Source organism: Sanguibacter suaedae (genome assembly GCF_016342785.1).
In the GTDB taxonomy this organism is placed as follows: Bacteria; Actinomycetota; Actinomycetes; order Actinomycetales; family Cellulomonadaceae; genus Sanguibacter; species Sanguibacter suaedae.
In genome coordinates this window covers 169,518-184,900 of sequence record NZ_JAEINH010000006.1, presented here as the reverse complement: position 1 = coordinate 184,900, position 15,383 = coordinate 169,518, and the positions used below count along the sequence as shown (strand labels likewise).

At 73.0% G+C, this 15,383-nt stretch carries 14 protein-coding genes and 1 pseudogene; 12 read left to right on the top strand and 3 right to left on the bottom strand.

All coding sequences use genetic code 11. The features are described from left to right. The first annotated feature begins 20 nt into the window (after window positions 1-20). The 6 genes from JAV76_RS09265 (at window position 21) to JAV76_RS09240 (ending at window position 6,940) form a co-directional block, all read left to right on the top strand. On the top strand, window positions 21-1,022 hold the full coding sequence (locus JAV76_RS09265) for a PIG-L family deacetylase (RefSeq protein ID WP_198733746.1): 1,002 nt from the start codon (window positions 21-23) through the stop codon (window positions 1,020-1,022). Then, on the top strand, window positions 1,009-1,389 hold the full coding sequence (locus JAV76_RS09260; protein ID WP_198733745.1) for a DUF6113 family protein: 381 nt from the start codon (window positions 1,009-1,011) through the stop codon (window positions 1,387-1,389). Before JAV76_RS09265 ends, JAV76_RS09260 begins: the two co-directional genes overlap by 14 nt. A gap of 162 nt (window positions 1,390-1,551) precedes the next feature. After that, a complete protein-coding gene (locus JAV76_RS09255) occupies window positions 1,552-4,011 on the top strand; it encodes a VanW family protein (RefSeq protein ID WP_230402069.1) in 2,460 nt (819 codons plus the stop codon). A gap of 75 nt (window positions 4,012-4,086) precedes the next feature. Further along, on the top strand, window positions 4,087-4,953 hold the full coding sequence (locus JAV76_RS09250; RefSeq protein WP_198733744.1) for an ACT domain-containing protein: 867 nt from the start codon (window positions 4,087-4,089) through the stop codon (window positions 4,951-4,953). After that, window positions 4,950-5,939, top strand: coding sequence for a prephenate dehydratase (locus JAV76_RS09245; RefSeq protein WP_198733743.1), 990 nt, complete (start codon window positions 4,950-4,952; stop codon window positions 5,937-5,939). Before JAV76_RS09250 ends, JAV76_RS09245 begins: the two co-directional genes overlap by 4 nt. Continuing rightward, the gene (locus JAV76_RS09240) at window positions 5,936-6,940 is read left to right on the top strand and encodes a prephenate dehydrogenase (protein WP_198733742.1); all 1,005 of its coding nucleotides are present in this window, start codon (window positions 5,936-5,938) and stop codon (window positions 6,938-6,940) included. Before JAV76_RS09245 ends, JAV76_RS09240 begins: the two co-directional genes overlap by 4 nt. Here JAV76_RS09240 and JAV76_RS09235 read toward each other — a convergent pair. Continuing rightward, window positions 6,921-7,181, bottom strand: coding sequence for a putative acetyltransferase (locus JAV76_RS09235; protein ID WP_198733741.1), 261 nt, complete (start codon window positions 7,179-7,181; stop codon window positions 6,921-6,923). The genes JAV76_RS09240 and JAV76_RS09235 overlap by 20 nt on opposite strands. A gap of 119 nt (window positions 7,182-7,300) precedes the next feature. On the opposite strand from JAV76_RS09235, the gene fdxA reads away from it, so the two are divergent. The 3 genes from fdxA to JAV76_RS09220 all read left to right on the top strand — a co-directional run bounded on the left by fdxA (window position 7,301) and on the right by JAV76_RS09220 (window position 10,320). Further along, window positions 7,301-7,618: a ferredoxin gene (fdxA, locus tag JAV76_RS09230; protein WP_198733740.1), complete on the top strand. Its 318-nt coding sequence runs from the start codon at window positions 7,301-7,303 to the stop codon at window positions 7,616-7,618. 8 nt (window positions 7,619-7,626) lie between these two features. Continuing rightward, the gene (gene dapC, locus JAV76_RS09225) at window positions 7,627-8,799 is read left to right on the top strand and encodes a succinyldiaminopimelate transaminase (protein ID WP_198733739.1); all 1,173 of its coding nucleotides are present in this window, start codon (window positions 7,627-7,629) and stop codon (window positions 8,797-8,799) included. 222 nt (window positions 8,800-9,021) lie between these two features. Beyond that, entirely contained in the window at window positions 9,022-10,320 is a 1,299-nt protein-coding gene (locus JAV76_RS09220; protein ID WP_198733738.1) for a citrate synthase, read from the top strand. A gap of 24 nt (window positions 10,321-10,344) precedes the next feature. Here the strand turns inward: JAV76_RS09220 and JAV76_RS15370 are convergent. Both JAV76_RS15370 and dapD read right to left on the bottom strand, forming a co-directional pair. Next, window positions 10,345-11,292: pseudogene (locus JAV76_RS15370) on the bottom strand (hypothetical protein); the annotation flags it as partial. A 2-nt stretch (window positions 11,293-11,294) separates the two neighbouring features. Then, window positions 11,295-12,251 (bottom strand): 2,3,4,5-tetrahydropyridine-2,6-dicarboxylate N-succinyltransferase, encoded by a 957-nt coding sequence (gene dapD / locus JAV76_RS09205; RefSeq protein WP_198733735.1) that lies wholly within the window; start codon window positions 12,249-12,251, stop codon window positions 11,295-11,297. A 66-nt stretch (window positions 12,252-12,317) separates the two neighbouring features. Between dapD and dapE the strand changes: the two genes are divergently transcribed. From dapE to folP, 3 genes are all read left to right on the top strand, one after another. Further along, window positions 12,318-13,442: a succinyl-diaminopimelate desuccinylase gene (gene dapE, locus JAV76_RS09200; protein ID WP_307844122.1), complete on the top strand. Its 1,125-nt coding sequence runs from the start codon at window positions 12,318-12,320 to the stop codon at window positions 13,440-13,442. Between the two features lie 96 nt (window positions 13,443-13,538). Then, window positions 13,539-14,384, top strand: a complete 846-nt coding sequence (locus JAV76_RS09195; RefSeq protein WP_198733734.1) for an LOG family protein — start codon at window positions 13,539-13,541, stop codon at window positions 14,382-14,384. Continuing rightward, window positions 14,381-15,322 carry a dihydropteroate synthase gene (folP, locus tag JAV76_RS09190; RefSeq protein ID WP_307844121.1) on the top strand — a complete coding sequence of 314 codons (942 nt, stop codon included), beginning with the start codon at window positions 14,381-14,383 and terminating at the stop codon, window positions 15,320-15,322. Before JAV76_RS09195 ends, folP begins: the two co-directional genes overlap by 4 nt. Window positions 15,323-15,383: the final 61 nt, after the last annotated feature.

The window sequence follows — 15,383 nt, the reverse complement described above, 5'->3', positions numbered from 1 at the left end:
CAGTCACGACAGGATCACCGATGACGGAACACGTGAGACCCGCAGGCGGTCTCCTCGCCGTGCACGCCCACCCCGACGACGAGACGCTCGCCACCGGCGCCCTCCTCGCGACGTGGGCGGCGGCGGGAGAGCCGGTCACCGTCGTCACCTGCACCCGGGGCGAGCGCGGCGAGGTCATCGGTGAGGCCCTCGCGCACCTGGAGGGCGACGGTCCTGCGCTCGCCGCCCACCGCGAGGTGGAGATCGCCGACGCACTGCGGCACCTCGGTGTCGCCGATCATGCCTTCCTCGACGCGATCCCCGGCGAGGACGGCCTCCCGCCGCGCGTCGAGGACTCCGGCATGGCGTGGCTGGGTTCCGGTCCGCCCGGCACGAGCGGGCACGCCGGGGTCGCCCCCGACGTCCCCGAGAATGCGCTCGTGGCCGTCGACCTCGACGCGGCGGCCGCCCGGCTCGCCCGGCTCCTGCGCGACCGCAGGCCCTCCGTGGTCGTCACCTACGAGCCCGGCGGCGGGTACGGGCACCCGGACCACGTCCGGGCCCACGAGATCACCATGCGCGCCGTCGCCCTCGCGCGCGTGGGCTCCGCGGACGGTCCGGCCGTCGACCCCGACGTGTGGTGGGCCGTCGTGCCGCCGCAGACCATGCGCGACGCCCGCACGGAGCTCTCGGCCCACGTCGCTCTCGGGGCGCTCGACTCCTTCGACGCGGCGCACGACGTCCTCCCGGTGCTGCCCTCGCCGGACGGGCCGCTGCCAGCAGCGTGCGTCCCCGAGCGCACCGTCACCCACGTGGTGGACGTCCTCCCTGTCGCGGACGCCGTCGAGGCCGCGTTGCGCGCGCACGGCACCCAGGTCCACCGGCTGACTCGCGTCCCGTCCGGCGGCACGACCCTCGTGGTCGGCTGGTACGCGTTGAGCAACGACGTCCTCGTCCCGTGGTTGTCGACCGAGCACTACACGACCGCGAACCCGTCCGACGGCCCGGACGGCCCACAGGAGACGTCCAGTGACGCACGGTAACGTCCCGGGCATGTCGCTCGTCCGGCTCAGCCCCCTCGTGGTCCTGTGGTGGTTCTGCGCCCTCCTCGTCGGCGGGGCCGTCGGCGTGGTGGGCACCGTCGCCCACCGCCAGTGGGCCCCGTGGATCCTCCTCGTCTCGCTCCTCACTGTCGCGGTCGCCGGCGTCCTCGTGCGCGCATGGCTCGCGATGCCCGGTCTCGTCGCCTACGCCCTCGGCTGGTTGGCAGCCGTCCAGCTCCTCGCGCTCAGCGGCCCAGGGGGCGACGTCCTCCTGCCCGCGCAGCCGCTGAGCTACGCGTGGATGTTCGGGGGGTTCGCCATGGTCGCGGTCGCAGCCTTCGCGCCGCGCCGGTGGTTCGCCGGCTGACGCGACGATCGTCGCCGACCCACCACGACTTCTCCGCACGACGCGCACCTCAGCGGGCTCTGCGCCGGTGCTGCGCACTTACACTTGTCGCGCGGGGGCGACCGCATCCAGCTCAAGCACCGGGGCCGTCCCGGGACATCCTTGCGAGTGGAGCGACACCAGATGACCAGCAGTACCCAGGGCGTGCCCGGAGCCGGCGACGAGCCGACACCCGACACCCCGGCCGTCGAGACGAAGGACGAGTCGTCGGAGGCGGTGACGGAGCCCGTCCCCGACGAGGCGGCACCGGCGGAACCGGCCACCGAGAGCGACACCCCGGTCGACGAGAGCCCCACCGTCGCCACAGGGGCGTCCGACAGCCCGGTCACGGGGAGGACCGGACCCACGGGGAAGGCCGAACCCACGCAGGAGACCGTCCCGTCGTCCGCGGACGACGAGGTCCCCGAGGACGGGCCCACCGACGGCGGGACGCTCGTCGCGTCGGTGCCGATCGAGACAGCGACACCGACGAGCGCGCCCGACCGCACCGACGAGGTCATGGCTGACCCGGTCACCGACGACGTGGCCCATCCCGCGGAGCCGTCCCAGGAGCCCGCACGCGAGCAGGTGCAGGAGCCCGTTCCCGCCCAGACGGCGACGCCCGCCCCGGCTGCGGAGTCTGCGCCCACCCCGAACACGGCTACGGAGTCGGAGCCGAAGCCGGAGAACCCGGCCGAGAACCCGGCCGAGGACTCGGCACCGGCGCTCCCGATCATTCTCCGGAACGAGCCCTCACCCGGTCCCGAGCCCGAGACGGACCGGGCCTCCGAGCCCGCTCCCGAGCATCGGACCGCCCAGGAGGTGGGCCCCGCCGCTCCGGCGGCGGACAACACGTCGGACGGCGTCACGGCCTCGACCACGCCCTCGGGCAGCGACGGGTCACCGCTGGGGGTCTTCGCGGGTTCCGAGGCGCCGCCGAGCAGGTGGCCCAAGGTCCTCCTCTGGTCCGGGCTCGGGCTGCTCGTCGCGGCAGGCGTGTACCTGGGGGCCCAGTGGTACTTCGCCGACCGGGTGCCGCGGGGCACCACCGTCGCGGGGATCGACATCGGGGGGCTGGAGAGCGCGGAGGCCGTCGACCGGCTCACCAGCGAGCTCGGTGCCGTCGCGACGCAGCCTGTCCCCGTCACGGCCGGCGACGTCTCCAGCACCGTCGACCCGGCCGCTGCCGGCCTCACGTTCGACGCCGCCGAGACCGTCGCGGGCCTCACCGAGTTCACCCTCAGCCCGGGGCGTCTCGTCGCCCAGCTCGCCGGCGGTGAGCAGGAGGCACCGGTCACCCAGGTGGACGACGACGCCCTCGACACTGCGATGGAGGTCCTCGCCACGGACCTCGAGTCGCCCGCGACGAGCGGAGCCGTCGGGTTCGTCGACGGGGCGCCCGTCCGGACGGAAGCCGTGGAGGGGACCACCATCGACCGGGATGCCGCGGAGGACGTCCTCACCGGGACGTGGCTCACGGCGGCGCGCCCGCTCGAGCTGCCCACCGAGGTCCTCGAGCCCGACGTCACCACCGAGGAGACGGACGCCGCCTTCGCGCTCGCGCAGACCGTGACGTCCGCCCCGGTCACGGTGCGTGTCGCCGACCAGACGGCCGAGATCCCCGCGGCGGACGTCGCCGCGGCGTCGACGTTCGTCGTCGAGGACGGCGATCTCGTCCTGCAGGTCGACGGGACGCTGCTCACGGAGGCCGTGGTCGCCAGGACCACGAACCTGCTCTCCGACTCCGCGGACGCCCGCTTCGTCTTCGCCGACGGCGCGCCCCGCATCGAACCGGGGACGCCGGGCACCACGATCGACCCAGCGGTCCTCTCCGAGGCCGTCCGGGGAGCGGCCACCGGCACGGAGCGGACCGTCGACGTGGAGCTCACCCAGAGCGACCCGGCCCAGTCCACCGAGGCGCTCGAGGCGCTCGGGGTCGTCGAGAAGGTCAGCGAGTTCCGCACCCCGCTGACCAACGAGCCGCTGCGCACGGAGAACCTTCGGGTCGCCGCGGAGAAGGTCACCGGGACCCTCGTGCGGCCGGGGGAGACGTTCTCCCTGTCCGACACGATCGGTCCCATCACCACGGCCAACGGGTACAAGCAGGCGCACGTGGTGGTCAACGGGCAGATCCAGTACGGCACCGGCGGGGGGCTCTCACAGATGTCCACGACCACCTACAACGCGGGCTTCTTCGCCGGGATGGTCGACGTCGAGCACACACCGCACAACTACTGGTTCAAGCGCTACCCCGAGGGGCGCGAGTCCACCCTCTACGAGGGGTCCATCGACATGCGGTGGCGCAACGACTCGCCCTACGGCGTGCTCCTCCAGTCGTGGATCGCCGACAACCACCTCTACGTCGCCGCCTGGAGCACCAAGCACTACGAGGTGACGACGACCACGTCCGGGCGGTCCAACATCGTCTCGCCCATCACCGAGCACAAGTCCGGGCCGGACTGCGCGCCTCAGAGCAGCGGGAGCCCAGGCTTCTCCGTGACAGTGACCCGTCAGGTCAAGGTCATCGAGACCGGCGAGGTGACCATCGACGAGGCGAACTCGTGGCGGTACCGTCCGCAGAACGCCATCGTCTGCGACGGTTGAGCCCACCCGGCTAGCATCGGGCGCGGGACAGCCCCACCGGCACCGTGCCGGACCACGAGGACGAGTGAGGACACCATGCTGGGCAAGAGCGGTCGAGAGTCCGGACCCCACGCGAGGCTCGCGGCCGAGGTCGGCGGATGGGGCGTCGGGGACGGGCAGATGCTCGACCTCGGGTCGACGACCGCCACGCTCGCCACGGTCGCCAGCATCGCGAACCTCTCGGCCGTCGTGCACATCGGCCACCCGGCGCAGCCGGACCCGGACCTCGAGAGGGTGCTCCTCTCCTCGGACCGGTCCCTCCTGCTGACCGCAGCCGTCGCCGTCCCGTCCCAGTGGGCATGGGTGGGACGCACGGCGGACGCGAACGGTGCAGCCGTGGTCGACGAGGCCGGGATGCGCGACTGCAGGCACGTCCTGCGCGCGATGGGCGTGAGCCCGCGGCTCGTCCCCACGAGCACGTCCGTCGCCGAGCGCACGTCCCTCGCCGGAGAGTCGGGGACGCTCGTCGTCGAACGCTCCGCGATCCCGGACGGCTATCAGGAGCTCACCGGCAGCACCCGCCTGCGCGAGGTGCCGCTCGTCTGGTACGGGCTCCTCGAGACCCACGAGCGCCTCAGCGAGTTCGACGAGCCCTCCCAGGTCTGGTTGGCCTTCGGACCGCACGACGACCACCGAGGGTCGCTGCAGCAGACCCTCGGGGTCTTCTCCGACGCAGGCATCGACCTCCAGCACCTGCGCAGCCAGCGCTCGCAGGCCGGCCCGCACGTCTTCCTCTCCTCGTTCACCTGCCCCGACGCGGATCGTCTCCGGGCGCTGCTCGACGAGCTCGACGGCCGAGGCGTCGAGCACCGGGTGCTCGCCGTGCTCGGCGGGCAGCAGTTCGTCCCGGGCCCCGACGCGCTGACGCCCGTCTGGTCCGCACCCGGGACCGACCCCCGGTGACGGGCGCGGGGGAGCGCGGCGGACGGGTCCCGAGCCCGACGTCCACGGTGGCCTTCCTCGGTCCGGAGGGCACCTTCACGCACCAGGCGGCCTCCGCCTGGGCGGCGGGTGGCGCCCGGCTCACCCCGGTCAGCACGGTGACAGATGTGTACGACGCGGTCGCCACCGGGACCGCCACCCACGGGGTGGTCGCCATCGAGAACTCCGTCGAGGGTTACGTGGTGCCCTCGCTCGACGCCATCGTCGCCGCCCGCGACGTCGTGGCCGTCGACCAGTCGTTCGTCCGGATCTCCTTCGACGCCTTCGAGGTGCCCGGCGCCCAGGGCGGACCGGTGGAGATCGTCGGTCACCCCCACGGCCTGGCCCAGTGCCGCCGGTACACGACGGAGCACGGCCTCGACCCGGTGCCGGCCTCGTCGAACGCCGCGGCCTGCCGCGACGTTCGGCCGGGGCAGGTGGCCATCGGCCCGCGCATCTGCGGGGAGCTCTACGGGCTCGCCACCCGGGCCCAGGGGATCGAGGACTTCCACGGGACGCGCACGCGGTTCCTCCTCCTCGCCCGGCGCGACAGCGTCGCCGACGACGTCCGTCCCGCCGACCCCGGTGCACCCGGCGCGGACACGTGGCGCACCATGCTCGCCGTCACCCCGCACGTCACCGGTCCGGGGGTCCTCGCACGCATCACCCGGGCCTTCGGGTCCGTCGACGTCAACCTCTCGAGCCTCATCACCCGCCCCCTGAAGGCTCTGGAGAACCGGTACGTCTTCGTGGTGACCGTCGACGGCGCCCCGTGGCACGCCCCCGTCAGGGCCGTCCTCGGCGAGCTGCTCGCCGCCGGGGACTCGCTCAAGACCCTCGGCGTGTTCCCCGCCCGAGGCGAGCTCGACGAGGAGGTCGCGGGTGACCGCGTCCCGCCGGGCAGCGTCCAGGCGTCCGCCACCGAGGCCGACATCAGCAGGAGCCTGCTCTGGGGCAGGACGACGTGACCCCGGGGACGGAGGTCACGGGCGACGGTCTCGTCGTCGTCGTCGGGCTGGGCCTGGTCGGCGGGTCCCTCGCGCGGGCCCTCGTCGCGGCCGGGACGGCGGTCTCCGGCTGGGACCCGGACCCGGCGACGCGGGAGGCGGCCCGTGCCGCAGGTGTCCGCGTCCTCACGTCGCTCGACGACCTCGCCGACGCGCGGTCGCCCCTCGTCGTCGTCGCGACACCCCTCCGCGTCGTCCCCCAGACCGCACGAGCGCTCTCGGAGGTCCTCGGGGCGGACGCCGTCGTCACGGACGTCGGGAGCGTCAAGGGACCGGTCCGCGACGCGATGACCGCCGCCGGGCTCGACGACCGGTACGTGGGCGCGCACCCGATGGCGGGGACGGAGCACAGCGGGTTCATCGCGTCGACGCCGGACCTGCTCGTCGGCGTGCGCTGGGCCGTGACGGTCCACCCGTCGACGTCGGCCACCGCGTTCCTCCGGGTCGTCGACCTCGTCACCCGGGTCCTGCGAGGCACGGTCCACCCGCTCACGGACTCCGTGCACGACGAGGCCGCGGCGCTCGTCAGCCACGTGCCTCACGTCCTCGCGACGGAGCTCCTCAACGTCGTGGCGCACTCGCCCATCCGCGACGTGGCACTCGGCCTCGCCGCGGGCAGCTTCCGTGACGGCACGCGCGTCGCCAGGACCGATCCGCGCCGTACGGAGGCCATGGTCGTCGAGAACGCTCCCTGGGTCGGCGCCGCCCTGCGGGTCGTCGCCCGCGACCTGGAGGCGCTCGCGGACCGGCTCCAGGACAACGCTCCCGTCGGCGAGTTCTTCGACCGGGCCGACGCGGTGCGCAGCGGCCCGGCAGGTGCCGCCCGCACGGAGACCGTCCGTACCGTGCGGCTCGACGACGACTGGCAGGGAGCCCTCGCCACGAAGGGGGCGGCAGGGGCCCTCGTCACCTCCGCCGATCCCGAGCACGGCACGCTCCTGGTCATCGATCCCGACGGCTGACCCGGGTGGGGGGCGGCGGCACCGGCTTGCCCACGGCGATCTCCGTCCCCGGGACGCGCACGGTCCCGGCCCGCGTCTCGAGCGTCACGCCGTCGTCGTCGTTCGCGACGACCACGCCCAGGAGGTCCGTGAAGAGGTGGGTCGACCCCTCGGGGAGGCGGCGACGGACCATCACCCGGGTGCCCGGCGCCCACCGGTGCCAGCCCCGGTCGTCGGGCGGTTCGGTCGGGGGTCGGCTCACGGTGCACGCTTTCATCAGGTGGGCACCGGGGTTCGGCGCCCTCGTCGTAGGCGATAATAGGTCCGTCGTGCCGACTGGCACGCAGATCGTCTGGAATGCCTTCCGGGAAGGACCTCGAAGTGACCTACGTGATCGCTCAGCCTTGCGTCGACGTCAAGGACAAGGCGTGCATCGAGGAATGTCCTGTCGACTGCATCTACGAGGGCAAGCGGTCCCTGTACATCCACCCCGACGAGTGCGTCGACTGCGGTGCCTGCGAGCCGGTGTGCCCCGTCGAGGCCATCTACTACGAGGACGACGTCCCCGAGGAGTGGTCCGAGTACTACAAGGCCAACGTCGAGTTCTTCGACGACCTCGGGTCGCCCGGCGGTGCGGCGAAGATGGGTGAGATCGACAAGGACCACCCGGTCATCTCCGTCCTGCCGCCGCAGGCCTGACGGCAGCGGTGGGGTTCGAGGACCTCGGGGGTCTCGCGTTCCCCTGGGACACCCTGAGGGCGCACGCGGCCCGCGCTCGCGAGCACGCCGACGGTGTGGTGGATCTCTCCGTGGGGACGCCCGTGGACCCGACGCCCGCGGTGGCGCGGGAGGCGCTCGCACGCGCGGCCGACGCGCCCGGGTACCCCACTACGCACGGCACCGACGAGCTGCGGGAGGCCGTCGTCCGGTGGTTCGCCCGGCGACGGTCCGTGCCCGACCTCGACCCCGCCGCGGTCCTTCCGACCATCGGGTCGAAGGAGCTCGTCGGGCTCCTGCCGTCCCTCCTGGGTCTGCGCGCGGGGGACCGGGTCGTCCACCCAGCGGTCGCGTACCCGACGTACGACGTCGGCGCCCGGCTCGCGGGGGCGTCCCCCTGGGCGACGGACGACGTCGACGACTGGCGCGGACGTCCGGGCGTCCGGCTCGTCTGGGTGAACTCGCCCGGCAACCCCACCGGCAGAGTCCTGGGCATCGAGGAATTGGCGCGCGTGGTCGAGGCGGCGCGAGAGATCGGTGCCGTCGTGGTGAGCGACGAGTGCTACGCCGAGCTGCCCTGGGAGGAGCCGTGGGTGACGTCCGGTGTCCCCAGCGTCCTCGACCCGAGGGTCAACGGTGGGTCGACGGACGGCGTCCTCGCGGCGTACTCGCTCTCCAAGCAGTCGAACCTTGCCGGGTACCGCGCGGCGTTCGTCGCGGGAGACCGGCGGCTCGTCGACCGGCTGCTGCAGGTCCGCAAGCACCTCGGCATGATCGTCCCTGCTCCTGTGCAGGCGGCGATGACCGCCGTGCTCGGGGACGACGACCACGTGCGGGTGCAGCGCGAGGTGTACGGCAGGCGGCGCACGGCCCTGCGCGAGGCCCTCGGGGGGGCCGGTCTCGTCGTGGACGGCTCCGAGGCCGGCCTGTACCTGTGGGCGCGCCCGGAGGGGAGCGGGTCGGAGGGCCTGGGCGTCGTGCCGGGTGGCTCAGAGGCCGGCGAGGCCCCGTGCTGGGGCACGCTCGCAGCGCTCGCCGAGCGGGGGATCCTCGTCGCGCCGGGGAGCTTCTACGGACCTGCGGCAGGCGCCCACGTGCGGGTCGCGACGACAGCCCCCGACGACCGCGTCGAGGCGGCGGTGTCGCGCCTCGCGCGGGTCTGACGACGGACGCTCCACAAGTGTGACCCGTATCACTCTCGGGATAGGCCCTTCGGACCTTCACCAATTGGGCACAGGGCTCTCGCGACCGGTACCTTCGACTTGGGCCGCCGTCGTCCTCCGAGAGGGTCGGCACGGCCGATCCGCGGGGCTCGACAGGGCCCCGATAGGGAGGCGCACAGGCTCGACCCGACCCGGGACGAGCCGTGCAGCAGGAAGGAAGACATGTCGGAAACCCAGCAGGCACCGGTCAGGCTGACCGTCGGCGACACCACGCAGGAGCTGCCGGTCGTGCCGGCGACCGAGGGGAACGACGGCATCGTCGTCTCGTCCCTCCTCCGGGAGACCGGGATGGTCACCGTGGACCCCGGCTTCATGAACACCGCCTCGTGCGAGTCCGAGATCACCTACATCGACGGGGATGCGGGGATCCTGCGGTACCGCGGCTATGCGATCGACCAGCTCGCGGAGAAGTCCTCGTTCCTCGAGGTCGCGTACCTCCTCATCCACGGCGAGCTCCCCAGCCCTTCCGAGCACGACGCGTTCGTCGAGCGGGTCAACCGTCACACCCTCGTCCACGAGGACTTCCGCACGTTCATGGGGACCTTCCCGCGCGACGGGCACCCCATGGCCGTCATGGCGTCGGCCATCAACGCCCTGTCGACGTTCTACCCGGAGTCGCTGGACCCCTTCGACGACGAGACCGTCGAGCTGGCCACGGTCCTCCTCCTCGCGAAGTCGCGGACCATCACCTCGTACCTCCACCGCCGTCGCGTGGGCGAGCCGCTGCTCTACCCCGACTACTCCCGCGGGTACGTCGAGGACTTCCTGCGCATGACGTTCGCGGTCCCGTACATGCAGTACGACTCCGACCCCACGGTCGTCGACGCCCTCGACAAGCTCCTCATCCTCCACGCCGACCACGAGCAGAACTGCTCGACGTCGACCGTGCGGGTGGTGGGGTCGAGCCACGCGAACATCTACGCCTCCGTCGCCGCCGGCATCAACGCACTCTCCGGTCCGCTCCACGGCGGTGCCAACGAGTCCGTCCTCAAGATGCTCACCGAGATCCAGGGGTCGGGCACCACGGTGCAGGACTTCATGTCGAAGGTGAAGAACAAGGAGGACGGCGTCCGGCTCATGGGCTTCGGGCACCGCGTGTACAAGAACTACGACCCGCGCGCCGCGATCGTGAAGAAGAGCGCCGACGCCGTGCTCTCCACGCTCGGCAAGCGGGACGAGCTCCTCGACATCGCGATGGAGCTCGAGGACATCGCGCTCAACGACGACTACTTCATCGAGCGCAAGCTCTACCCCAACGTCGACTTCTACACGGGGCTCATCTACAAGGCCATGGGCTTCGAGCCGGCCATGTTCACGCCGCTCTTCGCGCTCGGTCGCATGCCGGGCTGGATCGCTCAGTGGCGCGAGATGATGAAGGACCCGCAGACGAAGATCGGTCGCCCGCGGCAGATCTACACGGGTGCCACGCAGCGCGACTACGTGGACCTCTCCGCCCGCTGAGCAGGGGGGGCTCGCGGGCGGTCCGCCGACGGCGAGCCGCACCGCGCCGGTGGGCAAGGGCTCCGTGAGGGGCTCCCACCCCGCCGAGCCCCGGGTCCAGACGGCGTCCGCGACGGTGACGCTGGTGACACCGGTCGTCGAGGCGGTCGCCACCGCCCAGTGGGCCACCGCCCACGCGAGACGGACCGGGTCGTCCGCGGGTCCGAGGCCCGAGGCGTCGACGACGACCGACCCGGCAGCCGCTGGGTCCGGGGCCACGGGGAGGGGCCCGAGGTCCCGGGCGAGCCGCAGCTGCACCACGTCCAGGGCGGCCGCGGTCGAGGGCACGTCGGTGAGGTCCACCGCCTCCGGCGCCCGCAAGGCGCACCACAACGACGCCGGGGAGTGGCCCGCGAGGGCGGAGGCCCAGGCACGCGAGCGCGTCTCGTGCTGGGCGTACGCGTCGGGGAACCCGGAGCGTTGGACCGCCTGAGCGGCCTCCGTGACGGCCATCGCCTCGTAACCCTGGACGGCCGCGAGCCCGTCGTAGAACGCGTTGGTCGAGTACACGGGATCCATGATCTGCTCGACGGTGCCCCACCCCTGCGAGGTCCGCTGCTGGAAGAGGCCCACCGAGTCACGGTCGCCGTAGTCGATGTTCACGAGACGGGACTCCTGGAGCGCCGTCGCGATCCCGATCGTCGCGGCCCGGGCGGGCATCCCGCGGACCACCGGGACGGCAGCCACCAGTGCGGCGTTCTCCGCCTGCTCCGGCGACAGGGTCCACGCGGTGCCGTCGAGCTCCGCCGTGCACTCCTGCCGGGGCTCGACGAGCGGACTCGTCCCCTCGAGGCCCTTCACGACGCCGGCGACCGCGAGCCCCCCGACGGCGACCACGAGCGACACGCCCGCGAGGGTCCTCGCGGCGCGCCGTGCAAGGCTCTTCCTGCGGCGGGTGGTGGACCGTTGGGCGCGGCCCCGTGAGGCGGACATGATCAGTTGGCGTGCAGGGCCGCGTTGAGCTCGATCCCGACGCCGGAGCGCGAGACGACCTCGACGCCACCGGTCACGGAGTTCCGGCGGAACAGCAGGTTGTCCTGGCCGGCCAGGTCGCGGGCCTTGACGACACGGGCGGTGCCGTCGTCGTCGGACGCGCCGACGACGGTGACCTTCGTGCCCGCGGTGACGTAGAGGCCTGCCTCGACGACGCAGTCGTCACCCAGCGGGATGCCGAGGCCCGCGTTGGCGCCGAGCAGCGACCGCTGGCCGACCGCGATGACCTCGCGGCCGCCGCCGGAGAGGGTCCCCATGATCGAGGCGCCACCGCCGACGTCGGAGCCGTCGCCGACCACGACACCCGCGGAGATGCGCCCCTCGACCATCGACGTGCCGAGCGTCCCGGCGTTGAAGTTCACGAAGCCCTCGTGCATGACGGTCGTGCCCGCCGCGAGGTGCGCGCCGAGCCGCACGCGGTCGGCGTCGGCGACCCGGACGCCCGAGGGGGCGACGTAGTCGACCATGCGAGGGAACTTGTCGATGCCGAGGACCGTCACCGGACCACGCCTGCGCAGACGCAGGCGGGTCTCCTCGAAACCCTCGACGGCGCACGGCCCGTGGTTGGTCCACACCACGTTCGCGAGGACGCCGAAGATGCCGTCGAGGTTCTGCCCGTGGGGCTGGACGAGGCGGTGGGACAGGAGGTGGAGACGCAGGTACGCGTCGGCGGCGTCCGCCGGTGCGGCGTCGAGGTCGATCTCGGTGCGGACGACGACGGTGCGCACCGCGCGGACGGCGTCGTCCCCCTCGAGCGCGACGAGGTCGGCGGGCGCGGAAGCGTCCGCAGGGGCGCTCCCGAGGGCGGGGGCGGGATACCAGACGTCGAGCGTCGTCCCCGAGGTGGTGACGGTGGCGAGGCCGTGGCCCCAGGCGTGGCGCGGGGTCGCAGTAGTCATGGGCCAACCCTATGCGGCGGTGGGAGGGACGGGTGCCGCTCGTCCGACGGGCGGTAGGGTCGTGGCGTGGACACTCCCGGACTCCCGATCTCCGCGGCTCCTGCCCCTCTGGACCTCACGGGCGACGTCGTCGCCCTCGCCCGGGCGCTGTGCGACGTTCCCTCCGTGAGCGGGGACGAGACGCTCCTCGCCGACCTCGTGGAGTCCGCGCTGCGCGCGGTCCCGCACCTGGCGGTCGACCGTCACGGGGACGCCGTCGTCGCCCGGACCGAGCTCGGACGGGCGCAGCGCGTCGTCGTCGCGGGCCACATCGACACCGTGCCGATCGCGGACAACCTCCCCGTCCGCGTCGTCGGCGAGGGCATCCACCGCGAGCTCTGGGGGCGGGGGACCGTCGACATGAAGGGCGGCGTCGCGGTCCAGCTCTCCGTCGCCGCGGAGCTCTCCGACCCGGTGCGGGACGTGACGTGGGTGTTCTACGACCACGAGGAGGTTGCCTCCGACCTCAATGGGCTGGGCAGGCTGGTGCGCGAGGCGCCGCACCTCGTCGCGGGGGACTTCGCCGTCCTCTGCGAGCCGACCGCAGCCGGCATCGAGGGCGGGTGCAACGGCACGCTGCGCGTCGAGGTGCGGGTGCCCGGTGAGGCCGCGCACTCCGCCCGGTCCTGGAACGGTGTCAACGCGGTCCACGGCGCCCACGAGGTCCTGGCCCGTCTCGCGTCCTACGAGGCACGCTCCGTCGACGTCGACGGCCTCGTGTACCGGGAGGGCATGAACGCGGTGGGCATCCGCGGCGGCATCGCGGGCAACGTGGTCCCCGACGAGTGCGTCGTGACCGTGAACTACCGGTTCGCGCCGTCGCTCACGCCCGCCGATGCCGAGGCCCACGTCCGCGACCTGTTCACCGGTTTCGAGGTGACCGTCACCGACGCTGCGCCCGGGGCGCGGCCCGGCCTCGACGCCCCGCTCGCGGCGGAGTTCGCGGACACCGTCCTCGCCCTGACGGGCGGCGCTCCGGCACCCAAGTACGGGTGGACGGACGTCGCGCGCTTCGCGGAGCTCGGCGTGCCCGCGGTGAACTTCGGGCCGGGTGACCCGCTGCTCGCCCACAAGGACGACGAGCACTGCCCCGCCTCCGAGATCGAGATCTGCCGCTCGGCCCTCGCCGCCTGGCTGCGCGGCACGCGCTGAGCGGACGGCGACCGGCCCAGCCGTTCACCTCCCGTTCGTCCACCGAGCGGTACGGGCGGGTGGAAGCGTCGCGCGGCACGACCTAGTCTCGGGATCATGACAGACGAGGGCATCGCACAGACCGGCTCCGGCTACCGCAAGGGGCCGGTGATCCTCCGAGGCAGCCAGATCCCGCAGAAGACGACGGACCAGAGGCTGCTCGACAACTCCGGCAGCGCGGACTGGGTGCACGGCGACCCGTGGCGGGTCATGCGCATCCAGAGCGAGTTCGTCGAGGGGTTCGGCGCGCTCGCCGAGGTGGGGCCCGCGGTCTCGGTCTTCGGGTCGGCGCGCACCCCCGCGGACCACCCGGACTACGCGCTCGGTGAGCAGGTGGGCCGCGGGCTCGTCGAGCAGGGGTACGCCGTCATCACCGGCGGCGGGCCTGGCATCATGGAGGCGGCCAACAAGGGCGCCAGCGAGGCGGGTGGCCTGTCGATCGGTCTCGGGATCGAGCTCCCGTTCGAGCAGGGCATGAACCGGTGGGTCGACCTCGGCGTGAACTTCCGGTACTTCTTCGCCCGCAAGACGATGTTCGTCAAGTACTCCTCGGGCTTCGTGGTCCTGCCGGGGGGCTTCGGGACGTTCGACGAGCTGTTCGAGGCGCTGACGCTCGTGCAGACGCACAAGGTCACCGAGTTCCCGATCGTCCTGGTCGGGCGTGACTACTGGCAGGGGCTCGTCGACTGGTTGCGGACCTCGGTGGCCGACCGGGGGATGATCAGCTCCCGTGACATCGACCTGCTGAAGATCGTCGACGACCCCGAGGAGGCGGTCCGGATCGTGTGCGAGCGCAACGAGGAGCTGCGTGCGCAGGAGCTGGCCGCGACGGAGGCCGCGGAGGCCGAGATCAAGGACGGCGAGCAGGTGTCGCAGGCGGTGCGCGGCGACGCGTCCGCGTGAGCGGCCCGGAGGGGCACGGGGTTCCTCCGCGCGCTCCGGCCCTCGTCCTGCGCGGACGGACGGTCGGGGCGCACGCTCCCGCGGTCATGGCGATCGTCAACCGGACCGCCGACTCGTTCTACCGCGGCGCGCGCCAGCTCGACGACGGCGTCGCGCTCCGTGCCGTGGAGGCCGCGGTCGAGGAGGGGGCGGAGATCGTGGACGTCGGAGGGGTGCGTGCCGGCACGGGGCCCGTCGTGGACGTCTCCGAGGAGATCCGGCGGACCGTGCCGTTCGTGGAGCGGCTCCGGGCCGAGTTCCCGGACCTTCTGGTGAGCGTCGACACGTGGCGGTCGGAGGTCGCCCGCGAGGTCGTGGGTGCGGGGGCCGACCTCCTGAACGACACGTGGGCCGGGCACGACCCGGGGCTCGTGGAGGTGGCGGGTGAGCTCGGCGTGGGCGTGGTGTGCTCGCACACCGGGGGCGCCGTCCCACGGACCGACCCGGTCCAGGTCGCCTACCCCCTCCCCGACGACGCGCCACCGGGGTCCGACCCGCGCGACGGCGTCGTGCTCGACGTGGTCGCGACACTCACCCGCTCGGCAGGTCGTGCGGAGGAGTGCGGGGTCCCGCGGAGCTCCGTCCTCGTCGACCCGACCCACGACTTCGGCAAGAGCACGTGGCACTCGCTCCACCTCACCCGCAGCACGGCACGCCTGTCGTCGCTCGGCTACCCCCTGCTCATGGCGCTGTCCCGGAAGGACTTCGTGGGGGAGTCCCTCGACCTGCCTGCAGAGGACCGGCTCGAGGGGACGCTCGGTGCCACGGCGGTCGCGGCATGGCTCGGAGCGACGGTCTTCCGTACCCACGACGTGCGCGCCACGAGGCGTCTGCTCGACATGGTCGCCGTGCTCCGCGGGGACCTCCCTGCGGCGCGTGTGCTCCGTGGCCTGGAGTGACGCGCTCGCCGTCCCCCTCGCCCGTCGTCGCAGGCGGGCGAGGGGGACGCCACCGGTGAAC

What these genes read in the sequence shown, in the direction of transcription:
- JAV76_RS09250 (WP_198733744.1), top strand. Translation starts at nt 4,087, where the DNA reads ATGCTGGGCAAGAGCGGTCGAGAGTCCGGACCCCACGCGAGGCTCGCG.
- JAV76_RS09220 (WP_198733738.1), top strand. Translation starts at nt 9,022, where the DNA reads ATGTCGGAAACCCAGCAGGCACCGGTCAGGCTGACCGTCGGCGACACC.
- JAV76_RS09195 (WP_198733734.1), top strand. Translation starts at nt 13,539, where the DNA reads ATGACAGACGAGGGCATCGCACAGACCGGCTCCGGCTACCGCAAGGGG.
- dapD (WP_198733735.1), bottom strand. Translation starts at nt 12,251, where the DNA reads ATGACTACTGCGACCCCGCGCCACGCCTGGGGCCACGGCCTCGCCACC.
- JAV76_RS09255 (WP_230402069.1), top strand. Translation starts at nt 1,552, where the DNA reads ATGACCAGCAGTACCCAGGGCGTGCCCGGAGCCGGCGACGAGCCGACA.
- JAV76_RS09265 (WP_198733746.1), top strand. Translation starts at nt 21, where the DNA reads ATGACGGAACACGTGAGACCCGCAGGCGGTCTCCTCGCCGTGCACGCC.